The sequence below is a fragment of the Fibrella aestuarina BUZ 2 genome (genome assembly GCF_000331105.1).
GTDB lineage: Bacteria > Bacteroidota > Bacteroidia > Cytophagales > Spirosomataceae > Fibrella > Fibrella aestuarina.
Genome location: NC_020054.1, coordinates 1267331 through 1292794, shown reverse-complemented (window position 1 = coordinate 1292794; position 25464 = coordinate 1267331). Strand labels below are relative to the sequence as shown.

The following is a 25464-nucleotide window of genomic DNA, read 5'->3' as shown; positions in this document are numbered from 1 at the left end:
ATGGCGCTTTAGCTATCTTGAAAACGTACAAAATTATGCAAAAAGTTGCAGTAGCGGGCCTGATGCTGGGTTGTGTGCTAAGCCTGGGTACGTTGTTACCGGCTGAAGCGCAGGTTCGGCGAAAAATAGTCAAACCGAAATTCTCGTCGCAGTCGGATGTCGACCGGGCCAACGCCGAATACCTGCGCGAACGGCAGGCACGCAACGGCAACCCTGATTACCAGAACCCCGCCCGCCTGATTGAAATGACCTTCCGGGTTGCGCCGAGCATTTCGTTCAACACCGTCGAAGGCTCAGGCGCCTATAGCCAGTTCGACGCCAACGGTATGGGCGCCCGCATGAGTATCGGTCCCTCGCTCGATTATTTCTTCTTCAAAGATCGCTACGCCTTCGGTACGGGGCTGTGGTACACCGTCAAGCGGTCGGCGTTTACAGTTCCGGGTTCGTTTGGTCAGGAACGCTTTGTACCAAACCGCCCCACGGGTGAGTCGGTGTATAACCTGCAATACCTGCAAATTCCGCTGACGGTGAAGATGTACGCCAACAACATCGGCCCCAACCTGCGTGGGTACGTTCAGTGCGGCGGGCTGATGGATATTAAACTTGCCGAGAAGGCGCTCGACAGGACAACCAACGCTCTGTACAAATACGCGATGGCCAGCGGCACCTACGAACGCCAATACACCCTGCTTGACCTGGGCGTACTGCTCAGCGCCGGGGTTCAGTACAAACTCAACACGGTTAACGCCCTGAACTTCGGCCTGAGCTACCAGCGCGGTCTCACCAGCGTCATGCGCGACGCCAACCTCGACGCCCGCAACAACACGGTCGCCGTTGAGTTGGGGTTCAAGTTTTAATCCCACGTTGCCCTTAAACAGAGAAGCCCCGAACCGTACGGTTCGGGGCTTCTCTGTTGTGTATGTACGGCTTAGTGCGTCGTGGGTACGTCGGCGGATTGGCCTTCGAGGTTGAACAGGTCGTTCAGCACGTCGATCAGCGTTTCGGCTTCGCCCCGCTTGCAGGCGGCTTTCAATTGCAGTACGGGCAGTTTCAGCACTTTCTGCATGATGCCCCGGGTGATCTTGTCGACTTTCTCCGACTCGTCGGTCGAGAGGTGCTTCATGTGCCGGGCAATTTCCTCTTTGCGGATTTGCTCCAGGGCGTTCTTCAGCTTGTTGATCGTCGGCGACACCATCATCTCCTTCGACCAGTCGCCAAACTCGGCCACCGATTGGCCAATGATCATTTCGACCTGCGGAATAGACGCAAGACGGCGGTTGAGGGCTTCGTCGGCCCGGTTGCGGATGTGGTCGATGTTGTACACCAACACGCCCGGAATCTGCTCCACGGCGGCGTCGATGCTGCGCGGCACCGAGAGGTCGATGAAGTATTTGTAGGTCAGTACGGTAATGTCGCGCAGCAGCGTTGGGGTAAACAGGGGTTCGTCGCGCTGCACGGCCGAGATGATTACGTCGGCTTTCTGCACTTCGGCAGCAAGCTGATCGAAATCGGCAAAACCTAAGTTAAGCTCCTGCGCCAGTTCTTCAGCTTTCGAGCGGGTGCGGTTGCAAAGCACCACGTTCTTGATGCCCCGATTCACCAGATTCCGGCATACATCGGCCCCGATCTCGCCGAGACCAACCACCAACACGGCCGGGTTAGCGTGCTCGCCAACCAGTTCGTCGATTAGTTCAACGGCGGCATAGGATACAGAGGCGGCTCCGTCGCGGAACGACGTTTCCTGCGCTACCCGTTTGTTGGTAAAGAAAATCGTGTGCATCAGCCGGTGAATGAACGGACCAGCCAGGTCCAGATCAGCCGACCATTGGTACGACTGCTTCACCTGATTGGGAATCTGCATGTCGCCAATAACCTGCGAATGCAGCCCCACGCACACTTCAAACAAATGCCGAACGGCCTGAGCATGCTCGGGCATCTGCTGGAAATAAGGCAGGTACGTATCGGTATCAGTGAGTCCTTTTTCGATCAGTAACAAACGGGCAATGGCTTCGTTCTGATCCTGAGCACTGGTGTAGTATACTTCGGTCCGGTTGCAGGTAGACACAACCAGCAATTCTGACAGCCCAAAGAAGTCGCGCAGGCGGTGCATTAGCCGCTTGGCTTCATCTTCGCTGAGTGCAATTAGCTCACGCACAGCCAGTGGGGCCGTTTTGTGAGATAAACTAATAGCTTTGAAAATGTCAAACATAGCCTAAACGCTTAGCCAACAACCAAACGCGGGTGCAAAATTACGGTACAGAACGAGTAGAGTAAACCAGAATTAGTAGATCGAGCCTATTTAGAATAAGTACAAACTAAGCTGCTATTCTTGGCTAAATCCAACTTGTTTCCTTAACCCCAAAACACCTGGCTATACGGATCAGTTCTGAGTTTCGTTGCTTAGATAGCGACAGAACGAGTAAATTGTAATTCGTAGCCATTGAACCGTCAATTCCTGCCAATGAAGCGACAATTGGTGTCTACCGTCCGCCTTCATGCTCAAATCGTTCGATATATATAATCAGAATAATATCCTGAAAATCATCGTGGCCGTCAACCTGCTGCTGGTCGGTACGGCGTCGTTGCTTTTCACGAACCGGATCATCAACAAGCTGGAGCAGCGCGAGATGCAGTACGTCCAGCTGTACGCCAAAGCGCTGGGTTATGTGATTCAGCAAGCCGACAAGCTGGAAGATGTCAATTTTGTGGTCACGGACATTATCCAGACTAACGGGGCCAACGCGGTGCCGACGATCTATGTCGATGAGCACAACGAGCCCGCCCAGCATCGAAACATCGACTTCCCGGCGAACCTTACCGACACCGAAAAACACGACTTTCTGAAAGATCAGGTAAAGCTGATGCGGGCCGACCACTACCCGATTCCGGTCAATATGGAAAATGGGAAACTGGGCCTGATTTATTACAGCAACTCGCAGCTCCTTCGCCAGTTGAATTACTTCCCCTACGCGCTGCTAGCCATTCTGGGCGCGTTGAGCATCCTGGCTTACCTGTCGTTCAGTTCGTCGCGGCGGGCCGAGCAAAACCGGGTTTGGGTGGGGCTGGCCAAAGAGACGGCGCATCAGTTGGGCACGCCGCTCTCCTCGCTGCTGGCCTGGGTCGATTACATGCGCACCGACCCCGATCATTACGAGCCCGAAGTAACCGACGAGATCGAGAAAGACATCAAACGGCTCGAGACCATCACGGCGCGTTTCTCCAGCATCGGGTCAATACCAACGCTCAAAGACGAAAACCTCGACGAGGTGGTTACGCAGTTTACCGATTACCTCGCCCGCCGGATTTCGACCAAGGTGAAGATGAGCGTCGAAAGCAACCTACCCGCCACGCTGACGGTACGCATCAACCGGTTGCTGTTTGAATGGGTGATCGAGAACATCTGCAAAAACGCCGTCGATGCGATGGCTGGTGTAGGCGAGCTACGGTTGCGGATGTTGCCCCTCCCCCACGACGAAGTCGCTATCGACATTACCGATACGGGCAAAGGCATGAGCAAAGCCAACATGGCCAAAGTGTTTACGGCGGGCTTCAGCACCAAAAAACGCGGTTGGGGGTTGGGCCTTACGCTCGCCAAACGCATTGTGGAAGAATACCACAACGGGCGATTGTTCGTGAAAAGCTCTGAACTGGGCAAGGGCACCACGTTCCGCATCGTACTCAAGCGCGAACCGGGAATGCTGCCCGAAGTAGCCGTACCGCGCAAAAAAAGGCCCTCACTGCTTACGCTGCGAGGGCCGAAAAAGGCGGCATAAGCCTAGTTTAATGACTGAGGCCTAGCTCGTTTATCGTGCACTGACCGGCACGTTGATGGTATCGGTTTCGACGACGTTGCTGGCGCGCAGGCCCCGATCCCGAATCCGGATCTGGAACTTGGCGGGCACCATTCGGAAAGGCCGCACGTAAGGAAAGTTCTGACTAAAATCCAGATTGCCTTCGATAGCCCCCCGCTGCCCGTCGCGCGTCATGCGGGGGAAGTATAGCTTCTGGTTTACTGATGCGGGCTGCTCCACGAATTTACCGTCGAGCAGGTAGAACGTGCGCAATTCGTAGTTCCCCCAGGTTTCTTTGCCGAAAAGTGACCGTATGCGGGCCGTATCGAGCGTATTCTCGCCCAGATCGCCCGTCCCATCCTGAAACCGGATCGACAGAACGATCGAATCCCGCTTAGAAGCGCCAACGCCTGTACCGGCCTCCAATTCATACCGGATAGGCGGACCAACGACGCTGATTTCGGGTGTATCGCTATAATCGGGCTCCACGTAGCAGGCAGCTACGGCCACCCCAAGGGTGCACACCAGGGCAAGTTGCTGAATTAGTTGTTTACGCATCGTGTTCTAAACGTACCGCTTATAGTTTTCAGGTTAATCGTTTTCTGTTCTCGGCTGCGTGTAGACCCTCGCGGCGCTCCTTGCGTTGCACCACGCCTGATCAACACTGAAAACTAAAAAACTTTTGTCTCGTGTTTTCTTCTTTATCTGGCGAACGTACCCACTTACGCGACCGTATCCGGCAAGTTACTGATACCGATTTTGAGGCGGTAGCCCTTGATCTGTTTCAGTATCAGGCTCGCCACAACCCGGTTTATAACGCTTATCTGCATCACCTTCGCCGAGACCCGGCCAATGTACAGTCGTTGGCCGATGTTCCGTTTCTGCCGATCAGTTTTTTCAAGACGCAACGCGTATTAATTGGCGACGCCGACAGCCAGACCACCGTCTTTGCCAGCAGTGGCACCACCGGCGCGACTACCAGCCGTCATTGGGCACCCGATCTGGCGCTCTACGACGACGTGTCGATCCGACTGTTTGAGGCCCGTTACGGCCCGCTCACCAACTACCATATTCTGGCGTTGCTGCCGTCGTACCTTGAACGAAATAACTCGTCGCTGGTGTATATGGTTCAGCGGTTTATGGAGCGATCGGGCTCCGATTTATCGGGTTTTTACCTGCACGATACCGCCGCCTTAACCAATCACCTACGGCACCTGACCGACGCCGCCACCCGGAGCAACGTACCTAGCCGCCGGGTGTTGCTGATCGGCGTTACGTTTGGCCTGCTCGATTGGGTCGACGCCACGCCCGACCTGCGTTTTCTAGCCGACTTGCCAGGCCTCGTCGTTATGGAAACGGGAGGCATGAAAGGCCGCCGCCGCGAGCTCCTGCGCGACGAAGTACACGCCATCCTGACCGACGCCATGGGCGTACCCGCCATCCACTCCGAATACGGTATGACCGAGTTATTCTCGCAGGCATATTCCTCGGGAGCCGGGGTATTCCAGCCCAGCGCCACGCTGCGTATCCGACTACGCGACCTCAACGATCCCTTTCACCTGTACCCGGTCATTAACCCAGCTGCCAACCACCCCGAACGTACCCGACAGACTGGAGGCGTCAATGTCATCGACCTGGCTAATCTGGATTCCTGCGCGTTTATCGAGACACAGGATCTGGGGCAATACGTAGGCACCGATGGCTCTTTCCGGATTATGGGCCGTTTCGACAACAGCGACGTCCGAGGTTGTAACCTGTTGGTTTTGTGAGACTTTCACTTACCCACAGGGAAGATATGGGCGTTAAAAGGCACTTTTCCTTTTAATCTATAGATAAATAGATTATTTGATAGCTAACGGCAAACACTCCTTCCGAATCGGCGTTGTTTGACTTGTAATCAACATAACGTCATGAAAAAACTAGTAATGGGTATGAGCCTGATGACGGCTCTATGTGTGTCGGGAGTGACGCAGGCCCAAAACCGCATGGACAACAACATGGTCGGCAAAATGAGCAAGACTGCTTTCGATCAGAAAAACAAGGAAGGCGCCGCCACCGTGTCGAGCATTACCCCTACCAGCACCAAGCTCTCCTCGGCCGATCAGGATCTGATGATGCAGGTTGCCAAGGGCGGCATGATGCAGCTCGAAACCAGCAAGATCGCCGTTCAGAAAGCGGCAAGCCAGGAAGTGCGCGAGTTTGCCCAGGCGGAAGTCGACGAGCAAACGGGTCTGTCTGATAAGCTAAAAGAAATTGCCGCCGCCAAAGGCGTCACGCTCCCCTCGACCCCGGATGCCGAGTTGCAGGACATGCTCTCGAAAATGCAGAACATGTCGGGTGCTGAGCTGGATAAGCATTACGTACAGCAGCACGCCATCAAAGGTCACGAAAAGCTCGATCAGGTGATGTCGACGGTACGTAGCCAGGCGAAAGATAGCAACCTGAGTGCTATTGAGAAAGCGGCGCACCCGCTGGTGAAAACGCACCTGAAAGTCGCCCGCGACATGCAGAGCAAACTGATGAGCAGCAACGCCGGGTCACGGTAACGCGCTTTACCAACAGCCAGTAGAGTAACAATGAAAGCCCCTCCAACACGACGTTGAAGGGGCTTTCTGCTTAGGTCAGCGCCACTAGACGTTTCAGCGAATACCAATCAGGATCTCCGTTACACAGCGCTCGGGCTGGCCCAGGTCAACCACCGTATAGACTTCGCGCAGGTTACCCGAGTAGGCGTAGCCCTGTTCGTAGAAAGCCGCGAATAGCGCGTCGTACATGGGCATAAACGTATCCCAGGCGCCGGTGTAAGTGAAGGTCACGGCCCGAAAAGCTGGTACGGACGCGAATACGAACCCATCCGACAACGTACCTGGCTCGGGTTCCCGAACCGGCAGGGCAATGGTAAGCGTAAACTCGTTGGTGACGTCGCCACTGACGCCTTCGTAGCTGTATTGAACGGGACCGGCGATGGTCAGGCCGAGGCGCGTGGCGTCGTCATACAACTGGGCCGGCACGTCCCCAAGTTGCGGTACCTGTGGCAGTGTGGCGACTGTTGTAAAACACAGTGCCTGAAAGGCAGGTACGTCAATGATGCTCAGCGACGGAATTGTGAGTTGTTGGGTATCTGTTGTCATGGTTGCGCTTGGTTTAAACGAGCGTAACAAAGGTGAGCGGCGCTTGTGACAACAGTATGTCAGGAGCCTTTTTGCAAACCCGGCTCTCCATGCGATTTTCGTAGCGCGAGGTCGCCGCTAGCCCCAGTGGGCCATTAACTCCTGCGCATACGCCCGAAGATTGTCGCGCAGTTCCACCGGCGATTCGAGGTGGATGCCATTGCCGAACATCAGTAGCCATCGGCAGAGCCCTTCCGTCGACATGGTCAGGAAGCGCATCCGCACCTGGCCATCGAGTACTTCTTCATCCACGTACCCAAAATTATAGCGCTGCACCTGTGCGTGGCGCGCCATCGCTTCGTCGAAACGAACCCATACTTCGGTGAGCTGCGCCGTGAACTGCAACGTACCCAGGTAATCGCTGAGCGATAGCCGATCACGAGCCGGAAACGGCTGCCCCGTATCGGCAAGGCGCACAATCCGGTCGGTACGAAAATCGCGGTACGCCTGCCGGAGGTGGCACCAGGCAATGAGGTGCCAGCCCACGCCATAGTGCAGCAGGCCAATGGGCTCGATCTCACGCTCGGTATCGGTGCCGTATTGCCGCTGATACACCATACGCAACCGGTGCCGGGCCACAATCGCCGCCTGAATCGTCGACAGCACCGTACCGCTGCCCGACACTGCGCTTGCCGCCGACCGTTGCACGGCAATCTGGTCTGAGAGGTCATCAATATGGTCTTTCTCGCCACGCTTCAGCACCGATTTGATCTTGTATAGCGCCGATTCGAAGCCCTCCCGCACCGAGCCGTCTGTGTACTGATCTACCAACTTAGCTCCAAACAGCAAAGCGCTTGCTTCGTTTTTGCTGAACATGACCGGCGGCAGGTGGTAGTCTTCCAGAAAATAACCCACGCCGGCCTCGGCCCCAACGGGTACGCCAGCTTCTTCCAGCGAACGCACGTCCCGGTAAATGGTACGCAGGCTGACCCCAAAGCGGTCGGCGAGTTCCTGCGCCTTCACCACCCGCTTGGTTTGAAGGTGAATCAGAATGGCAGTCAGGCGGTCGAGGCGGGGCATCAGCGATAAAGTTGGGCGTACCGCAAAACAGCTACAGTTACGTCGTAACCGCAACCATTTTCTTGTATTTAGTCAGCGTATAGGCCTGAGGGTAGTAACCATTTATTACCCGTCAACAGCATCAGCGCGAACTCTTTTTGGCCCCGATTCAGGGACACAATGTCGGTTTACTGTGGCCCGTTTGGCTGGAAGGGATTGGCTAGCAGCCACGTACCTATGTAGTTTCAGCAAAAAGATTAGGTAGGCAGTTGTTTCCTTGTCAGTAAACCCCGTATTTCGATTGCCTGAAAAAAGAGGGAAGCGCGCAACAGGTTAGTAAACAAGTGCCCTCGCCAACTAACTAATCGTTACATCGAATACAGTTTTACAATTTATGGCCAAACTCATCATCATTGATGACGAAAAGAGCATTCGGTCCGCTCTCCGCGACATCTTAGAGTATGAAGGCTATGAGGTTGACGAAGCCAGAGATGGTGAAGAAGGCCTGGACATGGTGCTCAAACACCGGTACGACGTAGCCCTCTGCGACATCAAGATGCCCAAAATGGACGGGCTGGAAATGCTTCTGAAAGCCACCGAAGCCGAACGCGGAACGCAGTTCATTATGATTTCGGCTTTCGGCAACGTGGAAAATGCCGTTGAGGCCACCAAACGGGGGGCGTTCGACTTCATCACGAAGCCACCCGATCTCAACCGCCTGCTCGTAACGGTGCGCAATGCCATCGAGAAATCGAAGCTGGTGGCCGAAACCAAAACGCTTAAAAAGCGGATCTACAAGATCAACGAGATCGTGGGCGAATCAGACCCGATTCGGAAAGTTAAGGAAACCATCAACCGGGTGGCCGCCACGGAGGCCCGCGTACTTGTAACGGGCCCCAACGGGTCGGGTAAAGAGATGGTGGCCAAGGGCATTCACGAAAAAGGCAACCGCGCCAGCATGTCGCTGGTGGAGGTCAACTGTGCGGCCATTCCCGGCGAACTGATCGAGAGCGAGTTGTTCGGTCACGAGAAGGGGGCCTTTACGGGCGCCGCCGCCCGGCGTATCGGCAAGTTTGAACAGGCCGACGGAGGTACGTTGTTTCTGGACGAAATTGGCGACATGAGCCTCTCGGCGCAGGCGAAAGTGCTGCGGGCCTTGCAGGAAAGCAAAATCACCCGGGTGGGTGGCGATAAGGAAATCAAGGTGAACGTGCGCGTGATTGCGGCCACCAACAAAGACCTGCGCAAAGAGATTGCCGACGGTAATTTCCGCGAAGATTTGTTCCACCGCCTCAGCGTCATCGTGATCCACGTGCCGCCCCTGGCCGAACGCCGCGAAGACATTCCGCTCCTGGCCGACAAATTCCTGCACGACATTGGCAACGAATACAATTCGGCCCCGAAGGAAATCGCCGACGACGCGATGGTCTACCTACAGACGATGCCCTGGACAGGTAACGTTCGCGAACTGCGCAACGTCATCGAACGGCTGGTCATCATGTGTGGTGATGTCATCACGCTCGACGACGTAAAAATGTACGCCTAAGAAGCTTAACAAACGGACCGTGGTTCGTTGTCATTGGGTTGCCGAAACGGGCAATCGATGACAACGAACCACGGTCCGTTTTTAGGCGCTACCACTTAGTAAATTAGACCGACAGTAACTCAGGTAGCGGCTACGGTAGGTATAGGTAAGCAGGTAACTTGGGTTGCCCGATTTCTATCCCCCTGTTTACTATGCCAACTCGTTTACGCTTACTTGGCCTGCTGTATTTTTGGTCAACCCTGCTGGTTCAGGCGCAGCAAAAGCCGTATCAGCTGCTGATGCAGGACGAAAAAGTCCGCTACAGCGACGTAAAAAAAGCCTTCGAAAAAGCCCGCGAACTCGACGAACGGGCCAAGAAAAAGGCGGTGCGTCAAGCCCGCCGCAAAGGCCTCCCCGATCCGGTTTTTGAGGAAAATGAAGAAGAAGCCAAGTTCTATCGCTGGGAACGCTGGCGACTGCGGCACCTGGCGCCCGACGGTACCGAAGACGTAGCCAGCCCGGCGCAGGAGTTTACCCGGTTTGATCGGCAGCAGGTAGCCGCTGTCCGTTCGGGGTCGAAACGTGCCCGTCAGGGGGCGACACCGGCCTGGCGCGAGTTGGGCCCGTTTCAGACACAAACGACGGCCGCTTACAACAACGCAGCCCATTACCTCTACGGCTACAACGTGGGGCGGCTGGGCGCGGTTGCGTTCCACCCCACCGACGCCAATACAATTTACACGGCCGCGCCGGGCCGCAACAGCATCAACAGCGGGGGTATTTGGAAAACCACCAACGGCGGCACAAGCTGGACGCCGCTTTTCGACCAATACCCCAACATGATCGTGACCGACGTGGCCGTGTCGGCCAAAAACCCGCAGACTGTGTATGCCACCGGCAATCATTTTGCGGTTGCCACGGTGGGCGGCGGCACGGCAGGCTACGGCATCGAAAAATCGACCGACGGGGGCGCCAATTGGCAGCACATTCCCTTTCTGGTGCAGTATGAGACAAACACCAACGGCAGCAAAGCCTACGTGGGCCGGGCCCTGTCGATCGACATAGACCCCGCCGACGATCAGCACCTGATTGCCACTACCCAGCGGGCTATTTTGTACTCGACCAACGGCGGCCTTCTCTGGCAGAAAGCGACCACACCCGTGGCCGATCGCCTCGCCGATTACGTCGACATCGCGTTCAAGCCGGGCGACCCGCAAACCGTCTACGTTAGTGGCGCCGGTAAAGAGCAGGTACTGCGCTCCACCGATGGCGGCAAGACATTCACCCAACTACCGCTGCCGGAAGCCGTGGAAGTGGGCACGGTAGGCCGGGTCGAACTGGCGGTATCGGCGGCCCAACCCGATTTTTTGTATCTGCTCACGACGATGGGCACCGAGCGCCACGGGGGCCTCTATCGCCTCAACACCGCCACGGGTGACCTGCGGACCATTGTGGCGCGGGGCAAAAGTTTTGCCACCCAACAGCAAACCCGCGACGACACCCAACTGTATTATTGCCTCTCGTTGGCCGTTTCCCCTACTGATACCGGCGAGATCCATGTAGGCATGGTACCGCTGATGTCGACATTCGACGGGGGACGTACCTGGGAATACCGGCACAGCTGGGCAACCAGCCGGGCGGGCGACGTGCACTCCGACATCAGTAGCCTCGATTTTCAGCCGGGCACCAACCGGCTATTCGTCACCTCCGATGGGGGGCTCAATGCGGCCACGGGCAAACGGGGGGCGGCGTTTCGGTTCTACGATAACATCGCCGTGTCGCAGATCTATTTCCTGGCCCAACCGGCCAGCCTCTCCGACCGGATGATTATCGGCTTGCAGGACAACGGCACCAAGATGTATGAAAACGGCCTCTGGAAGCAGGTAGGTGGCGGCGATGGGATCAGTTGCCTCATCGACGACGCCAACCCCTCAGTGTATTACGTCACCTCGCAGAATGGCTATCTGCTTCGGTTTACGGGCCCGGCCAGTTCGTCGTACATCACGCCTACGGGCGTCACCGACGAAAACACTAGTTTCTATACCCCCATCGATTACCATCAGGCCACCAAAACCCTATTTATCGGCTCGAATACACTCTGGCGCAAAAACGAAAACAACTTCAGCTCAGCCTGGGAGCGGGTGAAGGATTTTGACAGCAAAGAGATGATTCAGGATGTGTTTGTGGCCCCGTCGGATGTTAAAACGATCTACGTCCGCACCTACAGCGCCACCACCAGCTACCGTCTCTACGTAACTACCGACGCTGGCCAAACCTGGGATAAAGTACTGGGCGATGGCTTTGACGCCTACATCACGGCGCTGACGATTCACCCGCAGGACGCCAAAACCATCTACGCCTCGCGCTACCGGACGGTATCGCCCGCAGGCTATTTCGTCATGAAATCGAGCGATTACGGACGTACCTGGACCGACATCACGGGCAATCTGCCCAAGGTGTCGGGCAACGCGATTACCGTGCAGGAAGGCACCGATGAGGGTGTTTACGTCGCGATGGATCAGGGCGTTTATTATAAAGACAATACCATGAGCCAGTGGACGCGCTACGGAACGGGACTACCCAACTCGCCTGTGTATGATATGCGCGTCGATTATACAGGGAGTAAGCTGAAAGCCGCTACCCACGGTCGGGGTGTTTGGGAAGTACCACTGGCGGTCCCCGTTGGGCAGGTCACGTCGCTCATCACGGCCAAGCGGGACGTATGCGCCGGTACGTCGATGGGCGTTACGTACCAGGTCACGAAAGGCGCCACAGGCCCCAACACGTACGCGATTCAACTTTCGGATGCCAGCGGGTCCTTTGCCAGCCCAACGCTACTCGCCAGCACCACCGCCACGACGGCCGATGTGACGATTCCAGGTACGTTGGCGCGGGGCGCGGGTTATCAGATTCGGGTGTTGCGCAACAACAACATCGCCACCGCCGATACCTCCGATGCCTTTTCGGTGTTGACCTTGCCCAAAGCCACACTCAATGGCCCGGCGGAGGTTGTCTACGGCAGTCCCGCCAGCCTCACGCTCAGTTTCGACGGGTCTGGCCCCTGGTCGTATCAGCTTACAGGCGATGGCCCCCGCACCACGACCAGCAGCCCGGTGGTGCAGGCGGTAACCCTCACGGAAGGCACCACCTACCAGCTAACGAGCCTCAGCAATGTCTGCGGCGCGGGTACCGTCAGCGGGGCAACGCGCGTCACGGTCATTCCGACGCTGGCAGTACAGACTGTTGGTGCGACCGAACTATGCGCGGGCCAGAGCAGTTCGCTGACGTTTGTGCAGGGCGGCAAATTCAACGCCTCAACCAGCTACGTGGTACAGCTCTCCGATGCAGCAGGCAGTTTTACAACGCCCGTCAACGTAGGCGCAGGTACACAGTCGCCGTTACCCTTTACGATTGGAACCAGCCAGGCAATGGGAAGTGGTTACCGGCTGCGCGTGGTGGGTAATGTGGCCGAAAAACTGGAACTCACGCCCAGCCCGACCTTTGCGATCAATGTGAAACCCACGGCTAGTATTGTAGCAGCGGGCGATTCAAGCGTTTTGCAGACCTACGAAACCCGCCTCCGGCTAACGTTCACCGGGACGGCGCCTTTCCAGTATACGCTCTCCAACGGAACCACCGGCAATTCGGCTACAACTACGACCGAGGTTGTGATTAAACCCGATCAGACGGCCGTCTACCGAGTCAGTGGTGTGTCGAACGGGTGCGGCGTCGGCACGGTATCGGGACAGGCCCGGATTACGGTCATTCCGTTGCTGGCAGTCGAGCCTAACGCCCCGCCATTAGTGACGCTGCGGCCCAATCCAGCTTCGGAACTGGTGCGGGTCGAAAGCAACCTTAGCGGCCCCCACGAGTTGGTGCTGTTTGACGTAGCCGGACGCGAACAACTCCGCAAACCGTTTCAACGCAACACCGAGGTTGCCGTTCGGAATTTGGGCAAAGGCATTCACGTCTACCAGATCATCACCCCGCAAGGCGCCGTAGTCGGCCGCGTGCTGGTAGAGTGAAGTAAGTTTGACAAACTTACTTCACTCTCTTACCTGCCCGTCGCCGGTAACAACCCATTTTTCGGTAACCAGCTTTTCGAGGGCGAAGGGGCCTCGGGCGTGGAGCTTCTGGGTCGAGATGCCGATCTCGGCGCCCAGCCCAAAGCAACCACCGTCCGTAAACCGCGTCGAGGCGTTGACGTATACGGCGGCAGCATCAACCTCGCTCAGGAACCGGTCGATACGGGCCTGATCCGTTGAAACAATAGCCTCGGAGTGTTTTGAGGAATACGCCTGAATATGCGATAGGGCCTCATCGAGCCCATCGACCACCTTCACGGCGCATTTGTAATCAAGAAATTCACGCCCAAAATCGGCGGGCTGGGCGGCTTGCAGGGCAACGTACCCAGCCGCCTGCAATATGCCGAATGCGGTTTCGTCGGCAAACACTTCGACGTTGTACCGCTTAAAATCGGGGAGCAGCCGGGGCAACAGATCGGCCGCTACCCCCCGGTCGACCAGCACGCAGTCGAGCGAGTTGCACACCGACGGGCGCGATACCTTCGCGTTGACCACAATGCGCGCCGCCTTGTCCAGATCGGCTGAGGCGTCCACGTACGTATGGCAAACGCCCGCGCCCGTTTCGATGGTTGGGATAAGCGAATTTTTCCGCACGTACTGAATCAGCGATTCCGAGCCTCGGGGAATGATGATATCGACGTACCTGACGGCCGTGAGCAGTTCATTGACTACCGCACGATCGGGCGGGAGGAGTGTTACGGCGGCGCTGGGTACGTTGGCTTCGCCAAGCACCTGATGAATAAGGCTCACCAGCACCCGGTTGGTATGATCGGCTTCTTTGCCACCTTTCAATACACACGCATTGCCCGATCGCAGGCAGAGCGACGCCACATCGACCGTCACGTTGGGGCGCGATTCGTAGATCACACCCACCACGCCCAGCGGCACAGCCAATTTCTTCAGCCGCAACCCCTGCTCGATTTCGCGCTCCAGCACCACCACGCCCGACGGGTCGGGCAACACCGCCACCTGCCGCAGGCTGTCGGCCAGATCGGCCACGCGCCCTTCGGTAAGGCGCAACCGATCCTTCTTCGGGTCGGTGTCGGGCATGGCATCCAGATCAAGCTGGTTTTGAGCCAGGATCTGTGGTGTGGCAGTCAGCAGCACGTCGGCCAGCCGATTGAGCAGAGTCGTTTTCTGGTCGCTACTGAGCCGGCGCACGGCAGCCGCTGCCTGCTGAGCAGCCTGAAGGAGGGGCGTTATCGGTGTCATAATGGCCGCAAAGGTACGCTAATTCTCAGCCAGATACTTGTGCACGAAGCTGACAGCCATGGCCCCTTCACCCACGGCCGAGGCGACCCGGTTCATGGCGCCCGACCGCACGTCGCCCGCCGCGAAGATGCCGGCGCTGCATGTTTCCAGCGAGTAGGGTTCGCGTTTCTGCTTCCAGATTTCTTTGTAGCGCGGGTTGTTGATCAGGTCGCGGCCCGTCTGGATAAAGCCTTTGTCGTCCCGGATGATGTCCATCTCGATCCAGTCGGTAAGCGGTTTAGCGCCGATGAAAATGAACACCGCTCCCGCTTTTTCGTCGCGTTCCTCATTGGTGTTCAAGTCGCGGATCGTTACGGTTTCGAGCTTGTCATCCCCTCGGCCCGCCACAATCTCGGTGCAGGGCAGCAGGTGGATGTTGGGCGTGCGCTCGATCTGATCAATCAGGTATTGCGACATCGTTTCGGACAGGCTCGGGCGGCGGATGCAGATATACACGTCAGACGCCGTCCGCGACAGGTACATCGCCCCCTGCCCCGCCGAATTACCGCCCCCTACTACGTAAACGGGCTGCCCCTTAAAGGCGTAGGCTTCGGTGGTGGCGGCTCCGTAATACACCCCCGCGCCGGTAAACTTGTCGAGGGTATCGTTTTCCAGTTTTCGGTACGAAACCCCCGTGCTCAGCAGGATGGCCCGCGTCACGATCTCACTCCCGTCGACCATCTTGATGCGTTTATATTGACCCTCCGACTGAATCTCGTTGACTTCCTGCGGGGCCAGAAACTCTACCCCGAAGCGCTTGGCCTGCGTGATGGCCCGCTGCGTCAGTTCGGAGCCGCTGAGCCCATTGGGGAAACCGAGGTAGTTTTCGATGCGCGACGATGTACCGGCCTGCCCACCCGGCGCCCGTTTATCGACCAGGATTGTGCGCAGCCCTTCCGACCCACCGTACACCGCCGCCGCCAGCCCGGCCGGTCCAGCGCCGATGATGGCCAAGTCATACAGTTCGCCAGCCGCTTTGGGCGTCAACCCCAGCTTCTCGCCGACTTCCTGAAGCGTGGGTCGCGCCAGTACTTCACCGTCTTCGAGCAGCACCAGCGGCAAATCGGCGGTGGTCAGCCCGTGCGTGTCTAGTAGTTGTTTGGCCTGCTCATCGGCTTCGATGTTGAGCCATTGATACGGAAACAGGTTGCCCGCCAGAAAATCTTTCAGCTCGTGCGAACGGGGCGAAAACTGGTAGCCCACTAGCCGCAGGCCTTCGTAGTCAGGTACGTAGTTGACCCGCCAGTCAGCCAGGAGCCCGTCGAGGGTCGGAAACAGTTTCTCTTCGGGCGGGTCCCAGGGTTTATTGATGTAGTAATCGAGTTGTACCTCGTTGATGGCCCGAATGGCCGCTTCGGTATCTGAATAGGCCGTCAAGAGCGCCTTTTTGGCGCCGGGAAAAATGGTGCGGGCTTCCTTCAGAAACTCGACCCCGAGCATTTCGGGCATTTTCTGATCCGACAGCAACAGCGCCACCGTTTCTCCTTTTTTCTTCAACTCGGTTAGCGACGCCAGCGCCTCACGGGCCGACGAAGTGGTCAGAATCCGGTACTCTTTACGGTATCGGGCCCGCAGGTCGCGCCGCAGGGCTTCAAGCACCTGTTCGTCGTCGTCGATGGCAAGAATGATGGGCTGTTTCATGGGTGCGTTTTTCAGGTTGAGCCGCAAGATGCTGCATTTAACACAGACTCGCTACAGGCAGGCACAGACTGCGGCTAAGATGCCCGCGGCGCTACGCGTTAATGGGTAAACATACCGTGAAGGTCGTTTCGCCCGGCTTGGAGTGAACGGTAATGCTGCCGTTGTGGTGGCGAATGACGCCCTGCACGATGTCGAGACCAAGGCCGGTACCTTTGCCAACGCTTTTTGTCGTAAAAAAGGGGTCGAAGATTTTCCGTTGAATTGCCTCCGGGATGCCGCTGCCATTGTCGGTAAAGGTCGTGTACAGAAACTGTCCCCGCTCCAGATGACTGCCGATCGTGAGGGTACCGCCTTTCTCGGGCAGCGCATCGATGGCATTGTCGATGAGGTTGGTCCAGACCTGATTCAACTCGCCGGGCCAAGCCTGCACGGTCGGCATTTCGGGCGGGAAGTTGAGCGTAACGGCGATGTTTTTCGCCCGAAGTTTATGCCCCAGCAACGTCAGCGTGCTTTGGATGCCCTCGCCAACGTGTACGGCCTCTTTGCCCCCGCCCCGATCCATGTGCGTATACGATTTGATCGACGACACCAGCGCCGCCATGCGCTTCGACGCCTCGCCAATATCGACGACCAATTTTTCGATGATCAGGTTATTGTTGACCCACAGCAGCACCCCCGCCAGATTTTGCTTGCCAATGCGGTCGAGAATAAAATCCAGATCAGCTTCGCTAAACCGGAACTCCGCCAGCGACACGGCCAGATCCGCCGTTTCGGCTCCATCGGCAACAACCTTTTGGTCGTCGAGCCAGTCGGTCAGGTCGTCTTCGAGGCTGCTTCGCTCCAGCAAGCTGAGCGGGGCGGTCTTGTGATCGAGCTTATCAAAAAGCCACTCGTTGACCGTGTCGGTTTGCTCGTCGGTCAGGTTCAGGTGCATGATCGCCTTGAAGTGCTCCGGCGTAGCGCGCATCTGCTGCTTCAGGGCATCGGCGTTCCGCACAATGGCCGACACCGGGTTGTTCAGCTCGTGGGCCAACCCCGCCGACAGTCGCCCCAGCGACGCCATCTTCTCTTCCTGCTGCGCCTGCTGCGTGAAGTTGCGCACCCGGTCGGTCATCTGCTGCACCAACGCGGCCGTGAGTTCGTAGCAGCTGGTGGTCATGTCCCGAAGCCGATCGCGGTGCAGGTCCAGCGTGCGCACGGGCGTATCGGTGATCAATGGCAGGTTGGCTTCAGTCATGCGCGAATACGGCAACACACCCAGTATGGCCGGGGCGCGGTATTCGAGCAGTGGTTCCCCCCCGGCTTCCACGATGGTAATAGTGCCGTCGAGCAATAACCGCAGGTAATTGATGGGTTCACCCGCCTTGTTGAGCGTGTGGTTGGCGGGGTATGTTGCCTCTTCGGCATGGTCGATCAACCAGTTGAGCTGGTCATCAGGTACGTGTTCAAAAGGCGGGAAGGCACGCAGGTCGGTAAGGGTGACCATACACAGACGGGTGGTTTAATTTTCCTGATAACCACGAATCTGCCGAAAGGGTTAGTCGATCGGCAAGGGCTTTTCGGCCGGATGAACGATTGTTCGTGAAGGGTCATTGTTTAAGTAGTCATTACCCCCATCTGTCATGCCTTCCCCGTTACGTGCCGACCTGTCTGATACCCTTCGCTTAAGCATACCGATCATCATTGCGCAACTCAGCACCACGCTGATGGGCCTGACCGACAACCTGTTTGTGGGCCGATTGCTGGGCGCGGTGCCACTGGGTGCCGCTGGGTTATCGATGTCGCTATCATTCCTGCTATCGAGTGTTGGCATCGGCGGCCTGACCGTCATTGGCGCGCTCATCTCGCAGGCCAACGGCCGGGCCGACGCCGCCGAGGTGAACCGGCACTACCGGGCGGGGTTGCAGGTGGCGGTCTTGCTGAGCCTCGGGTTGGGCCTGCTGGTCGCGCTGGCTGCCTGGCGGATCGAGTGGTTTGGCCAAACGGCTGAAGTCAATGCACTGGCGCAACCGTTCATGCTCATCATCAGCGCCTCGACGCTCCCCCTGTTTGTCTTCATTGCCGCCCGGCAGCTTTGCGACGGTCTGCGGTATCCGCGCGTGGCCATGACCATTACGGTCGTGGCGCTGGGCCTCAACGCCCTGCTCAACTATGTGCTGATTCTGGGCGTTGGCCCGTTGCCTGCCATGGGCGTGCAAGGTTCGGCCACGGCCACGCTGCTGTCGCGGGTATTTATGGCCGGGGCGATGTTGCTTTACATTCACCGGTCGCGGCAGTTTCGGCCCTATTTCAGCCCAGCCGTTGTGAGTCGACCCGTGACCGATTCGGTTCGCCAGATACTGCGCCTTGGGCTTCCCAGTGGCCTAACCTTTTTCTTCGAGATCGCCCTGTTCAGCGTGGCGATGATCATCGTGGGCTGGCTGGGTGCCGACCGGCTGGCGGCGCATCAGATCGCCATCAGCATGGCGTCGAGCACCTACATGATGGCGACGGGCATCTCGTCGGCCGGTGCCATTCGCGTGGGCAGTGCATTGGGGCGCGGCGATCAGCCGGGCATTCGTCGGGCGGGGTTGGCGGCCTTTGCCCTGTCGGCAGTGCTCATGGGCGCCTCGGGGCTGGTTTTCTGGTTTTTCAACGATACGCTCGTCAGTCTGTACCTCAGCGATGCGCCGGGGCAGCCTACGGCAGGCGTGGCGCAGATTGCAGCATCGCTGGTGCTGATGGCCGCCGTTTTTCAGCTTTCCGACGGCCTTCAGGTCGTGGGTATTGGCGTATTACGCGGTCTCTCCGACGTGAACGTACCCACCTTGATCACGCTTTTTTCGTACTGGCTTGTGGCTTTGCCCACCAGTTACGTGCTGGGGTTTACGCTCGGCTACGATGCTCAGGGCGTATGGGCGGGGCTACTGGTGGGCCTCACTGTAGCCGCCGTATTGCTCACCGTCCGGTTCTTTCGGCTGGCGCCCGCGGCGGTCAACTAACAGGTCTGTAACCATTCCTTTAGTACTTTTACAAAAAAATACTCAACTAATTGTCTTTGAGTAGACCTGCCATGCAAACCGAAAGCCCACTTTTGAGGCCGCCGTCACTCCGTACTGACCTGATCGACACGCTTCGGTTAAGCATCCCCATCATCATTGCTCAACTGAGCAATATGTTGATGAGCGTCACCGACAACCTGTTCATCGGCCGGTTGCTGGGGCCCGTGCCGCTGGGCGCGGCGGGTTTGTCGGCCTCACTCTCGCTGCTGTTGTCGAGTATCGGTATTGGGGCCCTATCGGTGGTGAGTGCGCTGGTCTCCCAGGCCCATGGTCGCGCCGATGCCGCTGACATTAACCGACAGTACCGGGCCGGGCTCCGGGTGGCCCTGCTGCTGGGCATTGTGTTTGGGGGGGTGGTAGCCATAGCGGCGCTCGGCATCGAGTGGTTTGGCCAAACAACCGCCGTAAACGCTCTGGCTCGCCCGTTTATGCTCATTATGAGCGCCTCTAACCTACCGCTATTCGTCTTCATCGCCGCCCGGCAATTGTCTGACGGCCTGAGCTACCCCCGCATCGCCATGGTCATCACGGTGGCCGCGCTGGTCGTAAACGCGTTGTTCAATTACCTGCTCATTCTGGGAATCGGCCCTTTTCCGACGATGGGTGTACAGGGCTCGGCGATGGCCACGCTGCTGTCACGGGTGTTCATGGCCGTGGCGATGCTGCTGTACATCCACCGGTCACGGCAGTTTCGGCCCTACTTTGAGCTGGCGTTCAACCAGCAACCGATTCTGGCCAGTATGCGTCAGATTATTCGCCTGGGGTTACCCAGCGGGCTTACGTTCTTCTTCAAAATTGCCCTGTTCAGCGTTGCCATTATCCTCGTGGGCTGGCTGGGCACCAACCAACTGGCGGCGCATCAGATTGCCATCAACCTGGTGTCGAGTACCTACATGATGTCGATGGGTATCTCGTCGGCCGTTGCCATTCGCGTGGGCAATGCCTATGGCCGCGGCGATCGGGATGGTATCCGGCAGGCGGGGCTGGCGGCGTTTATCCTTACCGGATTATTGATGGGTACTACGGCGCTCATCTTCATGCTGTTCAACGAAACGTTGGTTAGCATTTACCTGACCGACGCCCCCGACGTAACCCGTATGGCCGCCATGCTGGTCTTCATGGCGGGCTTCTTTCAACTAGCCGATGGTTTTCAGGTTGTCGGTGTCGGCATGTTACGCGGCCTCTCCGACGTGAACGTACCCACAGTGATCACGCTTTTTTCGTATTGGCTCGTTGCCTTGCCCACCAGCTATGTGCTGGGGTTTACGCTTGGCTACGACGTGCTCGGCGTCTGGGTGGGCTTGCTGGTTGGTCTTAGCGTAGCGGCGATGCTGCTCACCTCCCGCTTTTTCCGATTGGCCGATTAATCCAGCCAACTGCTCACCGCCGCGGCCGTTCACTCACTTCGAAGCCGTTCCAGCAGCTGTTCGCGGGTAGGGCGCTGCCTTACTACATCATAGCGCAGCCCCATCAGATCGAGCGCGTCCACAAAAGCGGCGTAGTCATCTACCGTAAACAGGCAGAGATTGTAATGGGGTTCGTTGAAAGGCTCTACCTCCGTGAGCGTGGCCTGTTTTTGTAAAGCCCGATAAGGTTCCGGTTTCAGGTCGTCCTGTTTCAGAATAAAGTACCACATGTCTATACAATGACGAATGACTTGGAGAAGCGGTGAGCGTTACGGCCCCCTTTTCATCAAAAGTCATTATTTGACCCGTATTGTTCAGTTTTCCCGCTTCACGGCGCAGCCGGAACGGGATCAGGTAACGTACCTGAAGCAGGCAACGTACCCAGCCCAGGTAGTTAACCCGATGTCGGATAAAGTAGTCTGGACAGGTAAACTAGCTTAACTCGTTGGCCAGTGCTTCGCTCAACGTGCACCGCTCAGTCGTCAACTGGCTTAGGTTTTCGGCCAGCAACATACGGGTACGGGCATTGTCGAAATGCTCGCTGTAAGTGGCCCGCAGTTCTTTGCGTTTCATCGCTTCTAAAAACCGGCGCACATCGTCGGGCGTTTCTAGTAGCAGCGGCGGCACTTCGGTTGGCTTGCCGGTTTCATCTTTCGCCACCATCGTGAAATACGACGTATTCGTGTGCTTTACCACCCCCGTCTTGACATTCTCGGCAATGACTTTAATCCCGATAACCAGCGACGTGCGCCCCACGTAATTGACCGAGGCCATCAGCGAGACCAGTTCCCCCACGTCGACCGGCTGCCGAAAATTGACCCCGTCGACCGATACCGTGACGCAGTATTCACCAGCATGTTTGGCCGCGCAGGCGTAGGCTACTTTGTCCATCAGCGACAGCAGCGTACCACCGTGGATCTTACCGCCAAAGTTGGCGTAGGCCGGAATCATCAATTCAGTGAGTGTCGTGCGTGAGTAACTCACGGGGCGGGCAACAACAGTGTTCATGCTGCAAAAATGGGTAAAACCTGCCGCTCCCTGTTTTTTCTGCTTGTGAACAAGGCACCCAATCGGATAAAGCATTGAAAGTCAGTGCAACACACCATGCAACCCGTACCCATCAAAACCACTGTCGTTGGCTCGCTGCCGTTTCCGGGCTGGCTTGAGCATGCTTCGCAGAACCTCAACGCGTTTGGCCCCGCCGATATCAACGAACTCATCGAAGACGCCGTCATCACGGCCATTCACGATCAAACCACGGCCGGGCTCGACGTTATCACCGACGGAGAACAAACCCGCTTCGACTTCAATCTGTCGTTCTACGGCTACATCAAGGGCATCCAGAATAACGACGAAGAGTTGCGCCGGTTTGGCCCACCTGCTCACGATCAGCGCGGCAAGCACACCATCACCGAACCACTAACGGCGCCACGTGGCCTTGGCGTCGTAGACGAGTACCGTCGGCTCAAACGGCTCGCCCCCGCCGGGCAGCGTCTGAAGATGTCGATTCCGGGACCCTACACGCTGAGCGGTCGGTTGCTGCCCGACGAACGATACAAAGACCGTTGGGAAATTACCGAAGCACTACTGCCCATCGTACGCAAAGAAATTGACGATCTGATTGCGCTGGGCGTCGATGAAATCTGCGTCGACGAGCCCTCGATGAGTTGCTATGCCTACCGCGAAGACACCAAACGCTTTGTCGATATTTTCAACCGGACGGTAGCGCCGGGGGTGGGTAAAACACGCCTATCTATGCACCTCTGTTTTGGCAATTACAAAGGGCGGTCCGTGGGCAAAAAAACCATCGCACCCATGCTCCCTGACTTCCTGGATATGACCGTTGACGAATTGCATACTGAAATGACGATTCTGAATTTTTCGGAAGTACAATTATTGGCGCGATTTGCCGAAAAATTCGATGTAGCCGTCGGTGTTATCGACGTAAAAAGCTATTACATCGAGACCCCGCAGGATGTCGCCGAGCGTATTCATAAGTGCCTCCCTTACGTAGCCGCCGAAAAGCTAGCCATCGCCCCTGATTGTGGCATGAGCCAAACCGCCCGTTGGGCTACCAAGCAAAAACTAACCAATATGGTGGCGGGCGCAAAGTTGGTGCGGCAGGAATTGGGCCTGCTCTAATTGCAGGGGCCGGTACGTTTTGGATTAATCAGCAGAACGTACCTAGCCGATGTTAAAGTGGTTGAATGTAATTCCCCCGGTCAAACTTACTGACCCAGAAGCCAATTGAGACCAGAACACATTGAAAAACACTTAACAGTTGCCCCATATTCCAAAATAAGTCAAACGTTTTGTCGGACGTAATAGCGGGATCTAATAGGTAATCAATAAATAACGATGTCATAAACGTACCCATGCCAAAGACCAGAAAAGCGGAGCTTATCCAGAACATAGGATGATGGATAATTTTTAAAATCCGATTTTCCGCTAATATTTTATTAAAATACACAATCGCGAAAAGAATCAATAGCAAACGAAAAAGAGAAGCGCCTATAAAACTATATTGACTATAAACGTAGGTAACAATCGTCACGAATAAAGTAACTAGCGACAAGGCTAATCCAATCTGACGCGATATTTCATTTTCTTTGAGAGCAAGATAGTATAATTCGGCAATGACCAACGTGTCAATTGCAATTAGCCCTTTCTGAATACTAATCGTGCTTTGCTTATGTAAAACATAATATAGCAATACAGTTTCCTCAAGAAAATGCACTAGAAAATAGAGGCAAACGCAAAGCAGTGCCTTGTCAAAAAAAGCTCGCCTGTATATAAAAACACATACAGGCGAGAACAAAAAAAGGTGGCTTATTACATCTAGCGGATAGTGTTGAAAAAACTCAACGAAACGTTCAACCATACCGGCTTAAGGGGCACAATGCCGTGGACATGTATAACCGTCGCCCAGTGCATCACCATCGCCGTCGCCTTTTAAGCCGGTTTTGTCATCGAAAATATCCGTACCATCAGCGCGAACCCCAACAATGACGAGGCGGGACTTCAGTTCGCCCCTCCCTTCGTCGACGGGGTTCTCATCTTTGTCTTCATACCGCTTACCGTAGTAAATGCGGATCCCCACGCAGTCCTTGCGGCCCAGTAGGCTGTTGATCCGGTTGATGCCAAAAAACTCCCCACGGATATAGGTATCAGGGGCACATTTCTGGTCGACTTCTTTGTGTTTCTTGTAGCGGATAGTACGGTCTACAGCGTCTTTGCCAGTTAGAAACTGACCTACATCGCCGTGAAATTTGTCACGTTTGGGCATTGAGTCTGGTTGTTTTGAGATTCCGTAAGCAAGCTACCAAAACGCATTCAGCTATCCACGTGTCCAGATTTCGTATTGAGCTAGCGGCAGTTTTATTGCGGATGAACCACCCGGTTACGTAGAACTACGCATTCGAATACGGGTTTTTGCTTGTTGTTTTCAATTGCAAAAAAAAGGGTAATAATGCGCTTACAGGCCGTAGCCAACCCACCTACCTTTGTGTACATCAAGCGGCAGTTATCTTTCCGACCGCGTCCATACCAACATTATTTTCTAATTGTATAAGTTTTCTCATCTCATAGGTTAGGTAAAAAAAAGCCGGAGCTCTGCCCCGGCTTTTTTTATGCCCATCTGGAAGTTCAGCCTCCTATATCGATAGCAGATACTGGCCATAGCCGCTCTTAACCAGTGGCTTAGCAATCTCGACCAGTTGTTCTTTGTTGATAAACTTCATCCGGTAGGCGATCTCTTCGATACAGCCGATTTTCAAGCCCTGCCGCTCTTCGATGACCTGCACAAATTGCCCGGCCTGCATCAGCGACATGAACGTACCCGTATCGAGCCAGGCAGTTCCCCGGTCCAGTACACCTACTTTCAGCTTGCCACGCTCCAGGTAAACCCGGTTGATGTCGGTGATCTCTAGTTCACCGCGTGGCGACGGCTTGATGTTGCGGGCAATCTCGACTACGTCGTTGTCATAAAAGTATAGGCCCGGCACCGCGTAGTTTGATTTAGGCTGCTCCGGTTTCTCTTCAATTGACAGTACGTTGAACGCCTCGTCGAACTCAACCACGCCGTAGCGCTCGGGGTCGTGCACCTGATAGGCATACACCACGCCGCCATCCGGGTCGTTGTTGGCTTGCAGCAACTTCGACAATCCTGAACCGTAAAAGATATTGTCGCCCAGTACCAGCGCTACCTTATCGTTACCGATGAAATCGGCACCAATAATGAAGGCCTGCGCCAGCCCGTCGGGGCTGGGCTGCACGGCGTAGCTGAACGAACACCCGATGCGTGAGCCATCCCCGAGCAATTTCTCGAAATGAGGCAGGTCGTGCGGGGTGGAGATGATGAGAATATCTTTGATGCCCGCCAGCATCAGAATCGACAGCGGATAATAAATCATCGGCTTGTCGTAGATGGGCATCAACTGTTTTGAAACGGCCAGTGTGAGTGGGTGGAGCCGGGTGCCTGAGCCCCCCGCGAGGATAATTCCTTTCATCTTTCTTGACGAGTGAATGAATCAATGAGTGAGTGAACAGTGCCTTC

At 56.2% G+C, this 25464-nt stretch carries 22 protein-coding genes; 10 read left to right on the top strand and 12 right to left on the bottom strand.

The features are described from left to right. Positions 1-35 precede the first annotated feature (35 nt). The gene (locus FAES_RS05145; RefSeq protein WP_015330139.1) at positions 36-857 is read left to right on the top strand and encodes a porin family protein; all 822 of its coding nucleotides are present in this window, start codon (positions 36-38) and stop codon (positions 855-857) included. Between the two features lie 71 nt (positions 858-928). Here FAES_RS05145 and hemA read toward each other — a convergent pair whose 3' ends face one another. After that, positions 929-2209, bottom strand: a complete 1281-nt coding sequence (gene hemA, locus FAES_RS05140) for a glutamyl-tRNA reductase (RefSeq protein ID WP_015330138.1) — start codon at positions 2207-2209, stop codon at positions 929-931. Between the two features lie 286 nt (positions 2210-2495). Here hemA and FAES_RS05135 point away from each other — a divergent pair, with 286 nt between their 5' ends. Next, a complete protein-coding gene (locus tag FAES_RS05135; RefSeq protein WP_015330137.1) occupies positions 2496-3773 on the top strand; it encodes a sensor histidine kinase in 1278 nt (425 codons plus the stop codon). 30 nt (positions 3774-3803) lie between these two features. On the opposite strand, the gene FAES_RS05130 is transcribed toward FAES_RS05135, so the two are convergent. Further along, on the bottom strand, positions 3804-4349 hold the full coding sequence (locus tag FAES_RS05130) for a hypothetical protein (protein ID WP_015330136.1): 546 nt from the start codon (positions 4347-4349) through the stop codon (positions 3804-3806). A 131-nt stretch (positions 4350-4480) separates the two neighbouring features. Between FAES_RS05130 and FAES_RS05125 the strand changes: the two genes are divergently transcribed. Both FAES_RS05125 and FAES_RS05120 read left to right on the top strand, forming a co-directional pair. Beyond that, positions 4481-5560 (top strand): long-chain-fatty-acid--protein ligase, encoded by a 1080-nt coding sequence (locus tag FAES_RS05125; RefSeq protein ID WP_015330135.1) that lies wholly within the window; start codon positions 4481-4483, stop codon positions 5558-5560. A 141-nt stretch (positions 5561-5701) separates the two neighbouring features. Further along, positions 5702-6337 (top strand): DUF4142 domain-containing protein, encoded by a 636-nt coding sequence (locus tag FAES_RS05120; RefSeq protein ID WP_148289293.1) that lies wholly within the window; start codon positions 5702-5704, stop codon positions 6335-6337. Positions 6338-6430: 93 nt separating this feature from the next. Here FAES_RS05120 and FAES_RS05115 read toward each other — a convergent pair whose 3' ends face one another. Together FAES_RS05115 and FAES_RS05110 are read right to left on the bottom strand one after the other, a co-directional pair. Next, a complete protein-coding gene (locus FAES_RS05115) occupies positions 6431-6922 on the bottom strand; it encodes a GyrI-like domain-containing protein (protein WP_015330133.1) in 492 nt (163 codons plus the stop codon). Positions 6923-7039: 117 nt separating this feature from the next. Beyond that, complete coding sequence (locus FAES_RS05110) at positions 7040-7981, bottom strand: helix-turn-helix transcriptional regulator (protein ID WP_015330132.1); 942 nt, start codon at positions 7979-7981, stop codon at positions 7040-7042. A 373-nt stretch (positions 7982-8354) separates the two neighbouring features. Between FAES_RS05110 and FAES_RS05105 the strand changes: the two genes are divergently transcribed. Continuing rightward, positions 8355-9506, top strand: coding sequence for a sigma-54-dependent transcriptional regulator (locus tag FAES_RS05105; RefSeq protein WP_015330131.1), 1152 nt, complete (start codon positions 8355-8357; stop codon positions 9504-9506). A gap of 191 nt (positions 9507-9697) precedes the next feature. Continuing rightward, entirely contained in the window at positions 9698-13510 is a 3813-nt protein-coding gene (locus FAES_RS05100) for a T9SS type A sorting domain-containing protein (protein WP_015330130.1), read from the top strand. 21 nt (positions 13511-13531) lie between these two features. On the opposite strand, the gene FAES_RS05095 is transcribed toward FAES_RS05100, so the two are convergent. From FAES_RS05095 to FAES_RS05085, 3 genes are all read right to left on the bottom strand, one after another. Next, positions 13532-14782, bottom strand: coding sequence for a glutamate-5-semialdehyde dehydrogenase (locus FAES_RS05095; protein ID WP_015330129.1), 1251 nt, complete (start codon positions 14780-14782; stop codon positions 13532-13534). Positions 14783-14800: 18 nt separating this feature from the next. Then, a complete protein-coding gene (locus FAES_RS05090) occupies positions 14801-16462 on the bottom strand; it encodes an NAD(P)/FAD-dependent oxidoreductase (protein WP_041257567.1) in 1662 nt (553 codons plus the stop codon). A gap of 91 nt (positions 16463-16553) precedes the next feature. Next, positions 16554-17948 (bottom strand): sensor histidine kinase, encoded by a 1395-nt coding sequence (locus FAES_RS05085; RefSeq protein WP_015330127.1) that lies wholly within the window; start codon positions 17946-17948, stop codon positions 16554-16556. Between the two features lie 136 nt (positions 17949-18084). Between FAES_RS05085 and FAES_RS05080 the strand changes: the two genes are divergently transcribed. Together FAES_RS05080 and FAES_RS05075 are read left to right on the top strand one after the other, a co-directional pair. Beyond that, complete coding sequence (locus FAES_RS05080) at positions 18085-19443, top strand: MATE family efflux transporter (protein WP_015330126.1); 1359 nt, start codon at positions 18085-18087, stop codon at positions 19441-19443. A gap of 71 nt (positions 19444-19514) precedes the next feature. Continuing rightward, complete coding sequence (locus tag FAES_RS05075) at positions 19515-20870, top strand: MATE family efflux transporter (RefSeq protein WP_015330125.1); 1356 nt, start codon at positions 19515-19517, stop codon at positions 20868-20870. Between the two features lie 29 nt (positions 20871-20899). On the opposite strand, the gene FAES_RS05070 is transcribed toward FAES_RS05075, so the two are convergent. Then, on the bottom strand, positions 20900-21139 hold the full coding sequence (locus FAES_RS05070; protein ID WP_015330124.1) for a hypothetical protein: 240 nt from the start codon (positions 21137-21139) through the stop codon (positions 20900-20902). Positions 21140-21209: 70 nt separating this feature from the next. Here FAES_RS05070 and FAES_RS30300 point away from each other — a divergent pair, with 70 nt between their 5' ends. Then, entirely contained in the window at positions 21210-21350 is a 141-nt protein-coding gene (locus FAES_RS30300; RefSeq protein WP_158408751.1) for a hypothetical protein, read from the top strand. Here the strand turns inward: FAES_RS30300 and FAES_RS05065 are convergent. Continuing rightward, a complete protein-coding gene (locus FAES_RS05065) occupies positions 21342-21917 on the bottom strand; it encodes an acyl-CoA thioesterase (RefSeq protein ID WP_041257566.1) in 576 nt (191 codons plus the stop codon). The two genes, FAES_RS30300 and FAES_RS05065, sit on opposite strands and share 9 nt — an antisense overlap. A gap of 96 nt (positions 21918-22013) precedes the next feature. Here FAES_RS05065 and FAES_RS05060 point away from each other — a divergent pair, with 96 nt between their 5' ends. Further along, entirely contained in the window at positions 22014-23051 is a 1038-nt protein-coding gene (locus FAES_RS05060) for a cobalamin-independent methionine synthase II family protein (RefSeq protein WP_015330121.1), read from the top strand. A gap of 52 nt (positions 23052-23103) precedes the next feature. Here FAES_RS05060 and FAES_RS05055 read toward each other — a convergent pair whose 3' ends face one another. From FAES_RS05055 to rfbA, 3 genes are all read right to left on the bottom strand, one after another. Continuing rightward, positions 23104-23790, bottom strand: coding sequence for a hypothetical protein (locus FAES_RS05055; protein ID WP_041257565.1), 687 nt, complete (start codon positions 23788-23790; stop codon positions 23104-23106). Between the two features lie 6 nt (positions 23791-23796). Continuing rightward, positions 23797-24195, bottom strand: a complete 399-nt coding sequence (locus FAES_RS05050) for a hypothetical protein (protein ID WP_015330120.1) — start codon at positions 24193-24195, stop codon at positions 23797-23799. A gap of 367 nt (positions 24196-24562) precedes the next feature. Next, on the bottom strand, positions 24563-25417 hold the full coding sequence (gene rfbA / locus FAES_RS05045) for a glucose-1-phosphate thymidylyltransferase RfbA (RefSeq protein ID WP_015330119.1): 855 nt from the start codon (positions 25415-25417) through the stop codon (positions 24563-24565). Between the last annotated feature and the right edge of the window lie 47 nt (positions 25418-25464).

What these genes read in the sequence shown, in the direction of transcription:
- FAES_RS05065 (WP_041257566.1), bottom strand. Translation starts at nt 21,917, where the DNA reads ATGAACACTGTTGTTGCCCGCCCCGTGAGTTACTCACGCACGACACTC.
- FAES_RS05095 (WP_015330129.1), bottom strand. Translation starts at nt 14,782, where the DNA reads ATGACACCGATAACGCCCCTCCTTCAGGCTGCTCAGCAGGCAGCGGCT.
- FAES_RS05135 (WP_015330137.1), top strand. Translation starts at nt 2,496, where the DNA reads ATGCTCAAATCGTTCGATATATATAATCAGAATAATATCCTGAAAATC.
- rfbA (WP_015330119.1), bottom strand. Translation starts at nt 25,417, where the DNA reads ATGAAAGGAATTATCCTCGCGGGGGGCTCAGGCACCCGGCTCCACCCA.
- FAES_RS05080 (WP_015330126.1), top strand. Translation starts at nt 18,085, where the DNA reads ATGCCTTCCCCGTTACGTGCCGACCTGTCTGATACCCTTCGCTTAAGC.
- FAES_RS05085 (WP_015330127.1), bottom strand. Translation starts at nt 17,948, where the DNA reads ATGGTCACCCTTACCGACCTGCGTGCCTTCCCGCCTTTTGAACACGTA.
- FAES_RS05050 (WP_015330120.1), bottom strand. Translation starts at nt 24,195, where the DNA reads ATGCCCAAACGTGACAAATTTCACGGCGATGTAGGTCAGTTTCTAACT.
- FAES_RS05145 (WP_015330139.1), top strand. Translation starts at nt 36, where the DNA reads ATGCAAAAAGTTGCAGTAGCGGGCCTGATGCTGGGTTGTGTGCTAAGC.
- FAES_RS05115 (WP_015330133.1), bottom strand. Translation starts at nt 6,922, where the DNA reads ATGACAACAGATACCCAACAACTCACAATTCCGTCGCTGAGCATCATT.
- FAES_RS05130 (WP_015330136.1), bottom strand. Translation starts at nt 4,349, where the DNA reads ATGCGTAAACAACTAATTCAGCAACTTGCCCTGGTGTGCACCCTTGGG.
- FAES_RS05055 (WP_041257565.1), bottom strand. Translation starts at nt 23,790, where the DNA reads ATGGTTGAACGTTTCGTTGAGTTTTTTCAACACTATCCGCTAGATGTA.
- FAES_RS05075 (WP_015330125.1), top strand. Translation starts at nt 19,515, where the DNA reads ATGCAAACCGAAAGCCCACTTTTGAGGCCGCCGTCACTCCGTACTGAC.
- FAES_RS05120 (WP_148289293.1), top strand. Translation starts at nt 5,702, where the DNA reads ATGAAAAAACTAGTAATGGGTATGAGCCTGATGACGGCTCTATGTGTG.
- FAES_RS05100 (WP_015330130.1), top strand. Translation starts at nt 9,698, where the DNA reads ATGCCAACTCGTTTACGCTTACTTGGCCTGCTGTATTTTTGGTCAACC.
- hemA (WP_015330138.1), bottom strand. Translation starts at nt 2,209, where the DNA reads ATGTTTGACATTTTCAAAGCTATTAGTTTATCTCACAAAACGGCCCCA.
- FAES_RS05090 (WP_041257567.1), bottom strand. Translation starts at nt 16,462, where the DNA reads ATGAAACAGCCCATCATTCTTGCCATCGACGACGACGAACAGGTGCTT.
- FAES_RS05070 (WP_015330124.1), bottom strand. Translation starts at nt 21,139, where the DNA reads ATGTGGTACTTTATTCTGAAACAGGACGACCTGAAACCGGAACCTTAT.
- FAES_RS05105 (WP_015330131.1), top strand. Translation starts at nt 8,355, where the DNA reads ATGGCCAAACTCATCATCATTGATGACGAAAAGAGCATTCGGTCCGCT.
- FAES_RS05110 (WP_015330132.1), bottom strand. Translation starts at nt 7,981, where the DNA reads ATGCCCCGCCTCGACCGCCTGACTGCCATTCTGATTCACCTTCAAACC.
- FAES_RS05060 (WP_015330121.1), top strand. Translation starts at nt 22,014, where the DNA reads ATGCAACCCGTACCCATCAAAACCACTGTCGTTGGCTCGCTGCCGTTT.